This is a genomic window from Streptomyces sp. MH60 (assembly GCF_002939385.1).
Lineage (GTDB): Bacteria > Actinomycetota > Actinomycetes > Streptomycetales > Streptomycetaceae > Streptomyces.
On the sequence record NZ_MULI01000087.1, the window covers coordinates 20,959 to 28,040 of the forward strand.

Below are 7,082 nucleotides of genomic sequence, written 5' to 3' on the forward strand. Positions count from 1 at the left end.
CGCAGCCGCTCCGGCCGCGCGGCGGCCCGGCCGGACACGCGCCGTCCGTCGCCTGCTCACCCCGACCCCCGAGCAGGCGACGGACCGCTCGGGCGACGCCACCCCAGGACCCGACATGAACCGATCCCCCGCTCCCGAGAGCACCGCTCCCCTCCGCATCACCGGCGCCCGCGGGCGGTGGACCCTGCTGGCCACCGTCCTGGGATCCGGCGTCGTGCTGCTCGGCTCGACCGTCACCAACATCGCGCTCCCGCGCATCGGCCAGGACTTCGACGCCGGTCTCGGCGTCCTCCAGTGGACGGTGAACGCCTACATGCTGACCCTGGCGGGACTCATCCTGCTGGGCGGATCCCTGGGCGACCGGTTCGGGCGGCGTCGCGTCTTCGTCCTGGGCCTGGTGTGGTTCGCGGTCGCCTCCCTGCTGTGCGGCCTGGCCCCGGACACCACCACGCTCATCGCCGCCCGGGCCCTGCAGGGCGTCGGGGGTGCGCTGCTCACGCCCGGTTCACTGGCGATCATCGAGGCCTCCTTCCATCCGGACGACCGGCCGCGCGCGATCGGCCTGTGGTCCGGCTTCGGCGGCATCGGCGCCGCCCTGGGGCCGTTCGTGGGCGGGTGGCTGGTGGACGGGCCCGGCTGGCGCTGGACCTTCGTACTGAGCGCCGTCCCGGCGCTGCTGTGCGTCCCCGTCGCCCTGCGCCACGTTCCGGAGTCCGTGGGCACCCCGCGCCAGGTCGCGGCCGGCGCGGGAACACGGCGCGGGATCGGCTTCGACGTTCCCGGCGCCGTCCTGGGAGCCCTGGCCCTGGCGCTGGTCACCTACGCGCTGACGGAGGCGCGCGACGGCGGGACCGTGGCCGTCGCCGCGGCCGTCGGCGGTGTCGTCGCGGGGGCCGCGTTCCTCCGCGTCGAACGGCGCGGCGGCGACCCCATGATGCCGCTGGCGATCTTCTCCTCCCGGCAGTTCACCGCCGTCAACGTGGTCACCCTGTGCGTCTACGCGGGGACGGGCGGGTTCTTCTTCCTGACCGCGCTGCAGCTGCAGATCGTCGTCGGGTACCCGGCGCTGGCCGCCGGGGCGGCGATGCTGCCGAACACCGCGCTGATGCTGCTGTTCTCGTCCCACGCCGGGACGCTCGCCCAGCGGCTGGGGCCGCGGGCCCCGCTCACCGTCGGCCCGCTGGTGTGCGGAGCGGGGATGCTGCTGATGCTGCGGGTCGGTCCGGGCGCGTCCTACGTTCATGACGTCCTCCCGGCCCTGCTGGTGATGGGGGCCGGCATGGTCGTCGTGGTCGCTCCCCTGACCGTGACCCTGCTGGCCTCGGTGGACGCCTCGAACGCCGGGCTGGCCAGCGGCATCAACAACGCCGCGGCCCGGGCGGCGGGGCTGGTGTCCGTCGCGGCGCTCCCGCTGCTGGTCGGGATGGGGCCGGAGGCCTACCGGTCGGACGCGGCCTTCGACGCCTCCTTCGGCCGGGCCATGCCGCTGTGCGCGGGCTTGCTCGTCGTAGGCGCTGCGGTCGCCTTCAGTGCGCTGCGGCGGTCCGCCACCGCCCCCCGTCCGTCGCACGGACACACCCACGGCTGGCTGATGGAGCCGCCGTTGGTGTCCCGCTTCACCCGGCACCAAGCCGTCGAATGACATCCGGCGCCGTGCGCGGCGCCAACCGTACGAAAGGAGACAGACATGTCGTACCCGTACCCGGAGCAGAAGTACTGGGGTGAGGACGGTGAGGTCAGCGCCGTCTTCCGGCCGGCCACCACACCGCCGAACCTGGGTGAGAGCGGTACCGGAAAGGACGCCACCCACTATCTGGCCACCACGGCCACCACACGGGGTGAGTTCGGGCTGTACCGGGTCGAGATGCGTCCCCGGGCGGGTGGCCCCAAGACCCATTTCCACAAGCGGATCTCGGAGTCCTTCTTCATCCTGGACGGCACCGTGCGCGTCTTCGACGGTGTGCAGTGGGTCGACGCCCGCAAGGGTGACTTCCTGCACGTCCCCCAGGGCGGGCTGCACGCCTTCCGCAACGACTCCGACGCACCGGCCGACATGCTGCTGCTGTTCACCCCGGGCGCCCCGCGCGAGGAGTACTTCGAACAGGTCTCCCGGCTCGGGCACGCTTCCGAGGAGGAGCGTGCCGCGTTCTTCGACCGGCACGACTCGTACTTCGTGGAGTAGGGACGGGAGGAGAAGCGGGAGCGGCGGCCACCGGTACCGCACACCGACGGGGCCCCGCATCCGTGACCTCCCGGCCTGGCCGGTGTCACGGGTGCGGGGCCCCGTCGTGGGTGCCCGAAAGAGGGTCAGGCGGTGGGCCGGGGTGCGCGCAGGTGGGCGCGCTCCTTCAGCTCCGCCTCGTCGACCAGTTCGAGCATGGGCTTGCCGGGCGCGCACATCATCGTGACGACGAACTCCGTCTTCTCGTCGCTGAGCGCGTTGCCGTCCTGGTAGTGGATGGCGTCGCCGCCCGGCTCCCAGAAGGTGCCGCCGGCCTCGACCACCCGCTCGGGCTCACCCTCCAGTTCGAAGCGGACGGCGCCCTTGATGACGTAACCGAACGCCGGGCCGGAGTGGCGGTGCGGCGGGGTTCCGGGGTCGCCGGGCTCCCACTCGACGTGGATGGTCATCGCCGAGGCGCCCTCCGGAACGGTGATCGGCGAGGCGTCCTGGAGCATCTTCGCCGCGCGGGTCCAGCTCGGGCCGTCCGCGTCGCCGGTTCCGTGTCCGTGGTGGGCGTGCTGTGCATTCTCCGACATCGAGTCGCACCTTCCGTGGTTCCGCCGTGACCGGGCGGCACGTCGTCCGCCGTCACGGGGTCGTCTCCGGTCGTGATGACCGCTCACCCTCCTGACCGGGTACCGGGCGGGGCTGTGACACCGTGCCACCGCCGGTCGGGGGCGGCGGTCGGCGGCACGGTGTCACACGAACGACCCGCGTTCTGTCTAGGTGAGACGGGCACGGTGGCACTTCGGCATCCGCCACCGTCCGCCCAGGACACCCAGCGGGGTCATCCGGCCCCCGACGGAGGAGACGCAGATGAGAGTCGTCGTTGCAGGTGCCACCGGACTGATCGGTTCCCGGACCGTCGCGCGGCTCCGGGACCACGGGGTGGAGGTCGTGCCCGTGTCGCGCGGGGAAGGAGTCGACGTCAGCACCGGCCAGGGCCTGGACCGGGCGCTGCGCGGCGCCGAGGTGATCGTGGACGTCACCGACGCGCCCTCCCGGCGGCAGCAGGCCGGCACGGCGTTCTTCACCACCGCCACGGGCAACCTCCTCCGGGCGGCCGCCGCAGCGAACGTCGAGCACTACGTGGCGCTGTCGGTGGTGGGCGCCGACCGGATCGGGTCGGGCTACTTCCAGGCCAAGGCGGCGCAGGAGGACCTGGCCCGGCACGCCACCGTGCCGTACTCCGTGGTGCGCGCCACGCCGTTCAACGAGTCCGTGGAGGCCGCCGCCGCGGCCGGCACCCGGCCCGACGGCGTGCATGTGCCGCCGCTGCTGCTGCGGCCCGTCTCGGCCGACGACGTCGCCGCGCTCCTCGCCCATGTCGCGGTGGGGGTGCCGCAGTTCGGCGTGGTCGAGACAGCCGGACCCGAGGAGCTCCGGCTGGAGGACATCACGGCCGAGGTGCTCGGTCTCCTCGGCCGGCCCGGCCCGGTGATCGCCGACCCGCGGGCCCCGTTCTTCGGCGCGGTGCTCGAGGAGCGGGACCTGCTTCCCGGGCCCGACGCCCGGCTGGGCCATCACACGTTCACCCAGTGGCTCAAGAGCCGCTGACCCCGCCGGGCGGCGCCGCCCGTCGCCCGGGTCTCCCCCTCAGCCCCGTCGCCCCGCGACAACCACCGTGTCCGCGGCCGGTGCCGCCGACACCCACGCCGTGACAAGAAGGCTGCCATGAGTGAACCCTCCCGGCCGATCGATAACCCTCTGATCAGTGAGCTGGACCAGCTGCCCGACCGCGACAGCGAGGAGACCGCCGAGTGGCGGGCCTCCCTCGACGCCGTCGTGCGCAACGCGGGGCCGGAACGGGCGGTGTACCTGCTGCGGCGGGTGCACGAGTTCGCGGCGAGCACGGGCATGTCCCTGCCGGGGCTGCTGCACTCGGACTACATCAACACCGTTCCCGCCGCCGCGCAGCCGGCGTTCGACGGTGACCTGGAGATGGAGTCCAGGATCACCGCGCTCAACCGGTGGAACGCGGCGGCAATGGTCACCCGGGGCGCGCCTCTGGGACTGGGCGGTCACATCTCGACCTACGCCTCGGCGGCCTGGCTCTACGAGATCGGCTTCCACCACTTCTTCCGGGGCAAGGACGGCGACGGCTCCGGCGACCAGCTCTTCATCCAGGGACACGCTTCCCCCGGGATCTACGCCCGGGTCTTCCTGGAGGGGCGGCTGAGCGAGGGCCAACTGGACGCCTTCCGCCGGGAGGCCGGCGGTCATGGCCTGCCGTCCTATCCGCACCCCCGGCGGCTGCCGTGGCTGTGGGAGTTCCCGACGGTCTCCATGGGGCTGGGCCCCCTCAGCGCCGTCTACCAGGCCCGCTTCAACCGCTATCTGCACGCCCGCGGCATCAAGGACACCTCCGCCTCACGGGTGTGGGCGTTCCTGGGCGACGGGGAGATGGACGAGCCGGAGTCGACGGCCGCCCTGACCCTGGCCTCCCGCGAGAACCTGGACAACCTGACGTTCGTCATCAACTGCAATCTCCAGCGCCTGGACGGCCCGGTACGGTCCAACTCGAAGATCGTCCAGGAGTTGGAGGCACGGTTCCGGGGCGCGGGCTGGAACGTGGTCAAGACGCTCTGGGGCGAGGCCTGGGACCCGCTGCTGGCGCAGGACACCACCGGCGACCTGGTGCGGCGCCTGGGCGAGGTGCCCGACGCCCAGATGCAGACGCTCGCCGCGCGGGACGCGGCCTACATACGCAAGCACTTCTTCACGGGTGACGCCCTGTCGGCGCTCTCCGCCTCCCTGAGCGACGCGCGGGTGGTGGAACTGTTCGAGAAATCGCGGGGCGGACACGAGCCGTTGAAGGTGTACTCCGCCTACCGGGCCGCCGTGGAGCACCGGGGCGCGCCGACGGTGGTCCTGGCCCAGACGGTGAAGGGCCACGCGCTGGGCCCGGCGTTCGAGTCGCGCAACGCCAACCACCAGATGAAGAAGCTCACGATGGAGCAGTTCCGGGCGATGCGCGACCTGCTGGAGCTGCCCATACCCGACAGCGCGCTCGCCGGTGCCCAGGTCCCGTACTGGCACCCGGGGCAGGACTCGCCCGAGGTGCGGTACCTGCGCGAGCGCCGGGCCGCGCTGGGCGGGCCCGCCCCGGTGCGGCGGGTGGTACCCAAGCCGCTGCCGGAACCGCCCGCCAAGCCCTTCGAGGAGCTGGAGAAGGGGTCAGGTCGCCAGGAGGTCGCCACCACGATGGCGCTGGTGCGGCTGGTCAGGGACCTGATGCGCGACCCGGGAAGCGGAGCGCGCTGGGTGCCGATCGTCCCCGACGAGGCCCGCACCTTCGGCATGGAGTCGATGTTCCCCACCGCCGGCATCTACTCGCCGCAGGGCCAGACCTACGACTCGGTCGACGCGGACCAGCTGCTCCACTACAAGGAGAGCACGACCGGGCAGTTGCTCATCGAGGGCATCACCGAGGCCGGTTCCGTCGCCGAGTTCGCCGCCGCCGCGACGTCGTACGCCACGCACGGCGAACCCATGATTCCCTTCTACATCTTCTACGCCATGTTCGGATTCCAGCGGACCGGCGACCAGTTCTGGGCGCTCGGCGACCAGATGGGCCGCGGCTTCGTGGTCGGCGGCACCGCCGGGCGCACGACGATGACCGGCGAGGGTTTGCAGCACGGGGACGGCCACTCGCACCTGCTCGCCGCCACCAATCCGGCGGCCGTCAGCTACGACCCGGCGTTCGCCTACGAGATCGCGGTCATCGTCCGGGACGGTCTGCGCCGCATGTACGGCGAGCGGCCCGAGAACGTCTTCTACTACCTGACCGTGTACAACGAGCCCAAGCACCAGCCCGCCATGCCGCCGGTTCCCGGCATCGAGGAGGGCATCGTCCGGGGCATCTACCGGTTCCGGCCCGCCGAGGCGCCCGCGGCCGGGCGCCGGCTCCAGCTGCTCGCCTCCGGTACGGCGATCCACTGGGCCCTGCGCGCGCAGGAACTGCTCGCCTCCGACTGGGACGTGCACGCCGACGTGTGGTCGGTGACGTCCTGGACGGAGCTGCGCCGGGACGCGATGCGTGCCGACGACGCCCGGATGCGGGGCGAGGAACGCACCCCGTTCGTCACTCAAGCCCTGTCCGGGGCGCCGGGGCCGGTGCTGGCCGTCAGCGACTGGATGCGGCAGGTGCCCGACCAGATCAGCCAGTGGGTCGAGCAGGACTACTACTCCCTGGGCACCGACGGATTCGGGCTGTCCGACACCCGTGAGGACGTGCGCCGCTACTTCCGGGTGGACGCCGAGTCGATCGTGGTGACCGCACTGGACCGTCTGGCCCGGGCGGGGCAGGTCCCGCCGGAGACCGTCGCGCGGGCCCGCGCGCAGTACGGCCTCGACCGGTGAACCGCCGTACCAGGCACCCCCTACCGCCCGCGTCGCCCGACACGGGCCGTGCACAACAGGTCCGACGGAGCCGCGCGCCCCGCCGGACCGTGAGGAGTTGAACGTCATCGTGACCGTTTCCGTGACCCTGCCGGCCCTCGGCGAGTCCGTCACCGAGGGCACCGTGACCCGCTGGCTGAAGCAGGTCGGTGACCGCGTCGAGACCGACGAGCCCTTGCTGGAGGTGTCGACCGACAAGGTGGACACCGAGATCCCCTCCCCCGCCGCCGGCGTCCTGCTGGAGATCCTCGTCGCCGAGGACGAGACGGTCGAGGTCGGTGCCGGCCTCGGCGTCATCGGCGCGCCGGACACGGCCCCGGCGGCCGAGCCCGCACCCGCACCCGCACCCGCACCCGAGCCCGCGCCCACGCCCGCGCCCACGGCACCGGCACCGGCACCCACGGCTCCGGCTCCGGCTCCGGCTCCGGCTCCGGCGCCCACTTCAGCACCGGCACCC

At 72.7% G+C, this 7,082-nt stretch carries 6 protein-coding genes; 5 read left to right on the forward strand and 1 reads right to left on the reverse strand.

Annotated elements, in window-relative coordinates; translation table 11 throughout:
* The first annotated feature begins 115 nt into the window (after nucleotides 1-115).
* Nucleotides 116-1,642 carry an MFS transporter gene (locus BZZ08_RS33085; RefSeq protein ID WP_104635887.1) on the forward strand — a complete coding sequence of 509 codons (1,527 nt, stop codon included), beginning with the start codon at nucleotides 116-118 and terminating at the stop codon, nucleotides 1,640-1,642.
* 45 nt (nucleotides 1,643-1,687) lie between these two features.
* Nucleotides 1,688-2,182, forward strand: a complete 495-nt coding sequence (locus BZZ08_RS33090) for a cupin domain-containing protein (RefSeq protein WP_104635888.1) — start codon at nucleotides 1,688-1,690, stop codon at nucleotides 2,180-2,182.
* A 125-nt stretch (nucleotides 2,183-2,307) separates the two neighbouring features.
* On the opposite strand, the gene BZZ08_RS33095 is transcribed toward BZZ08_RS33090, so the two are convergent.
* On the reverse strand, nucleotides 2,308-2,760 hold the full coding sequence (locus BZZ08_RS33095; RefSeq protein WP_104635889.1) for a cupin domain-containing protein: 453 nt from the start codon (nucleotides 2,758-2,760) through the stop codon (nucleotides 2,308-2,310).
* A 280-nt stretch (nucleotides 2,761-3,040) separates the two neighbouring features.
* Between BZZ08_RS33095 and BZZ08_RS33100 the strand changes: the two genes are divergently transcribed.
* From BZZ08_RS33100 to BZZ08_RS33110, 3 genes are all read left to right on the forward strand, one after another.
* Nucleotides 3,041-3,781 carry an SDR family oxidoreductase gene (locus tag BZZ08_RS33100; protein WP_104635890.1) on the forward strand — a complete coding sequence of 247 codons (741 nt, stop codon included), beginning with the start codon at nucleotides 3,041-3,043 and terminating at the stop codon, nucleotides 3,779-3,781.
* A 117-nt stretch (nucleotides 3,782-3,898) separates the two neighbouring features.
* Complete coding sequence (gene aceE, locus BZZ08_RS33105) at nucleotides 3,899-6,586, forward strand: pyruvate dehydrogenase (acetyl-transferring), homodimeric type (protein ID WP_104635891.1); 2,688 nt, start codon at nucleotides 3,899-3,901, stop codon at nucleotides 6,584-6,586.
* Between the two features lie 109 nt (nucleotides 6,587-6,695).
* The coding region (locus BZZ08_RS33110) for a biotin/lipoyl-containing protein (RefSeq protein WP_342211028.1) at nucleotides 6,696-7,082 on the forward strand (387 nt) is incomplete at its 3' end.

What these genes read in the sequence shown, in the direction of transcription:
- BZZ08_RS33085 (WP_104635887.1), top strand. Translation starts at nt 116, where the DNA reads ATGAACCGATCCCCCGCTCCCGAGAGCACCGCTCCCCTCCGCATCACC.
- BZZ08_RS33090 (WP_104635888.1), top strand. Translation starts at nt 1,688, where the DNA reads ATGTCGTACCCGTACCCGGAGCAGAAGTACTGGGGTGAGGACGGTGAG.
- BZZ08_RS33095 (WP_104635889.1), bottom strand. Translation starts at nt 2,760, where the DNA reads ATGTCGGAGAATGCACAGCACGCCCACCACGGACACGGAACCGGCGAC.
- BZZ08_RS33100 (WP_104635890.1), top strand. Translation starts at nt 3,041, where the DNA reads ATGAGAGTCGTCGTTGCAGGTGCCACCGGACTGATCGGTTCCCGGACC.
- aceE (WP_104635891.1), top strand. Translation starts at nt 3,899, where the DNA reads ATGAGTGAACCCTCCCGGCCGATCGATAACCCTCTGATCAGTGAGCTG.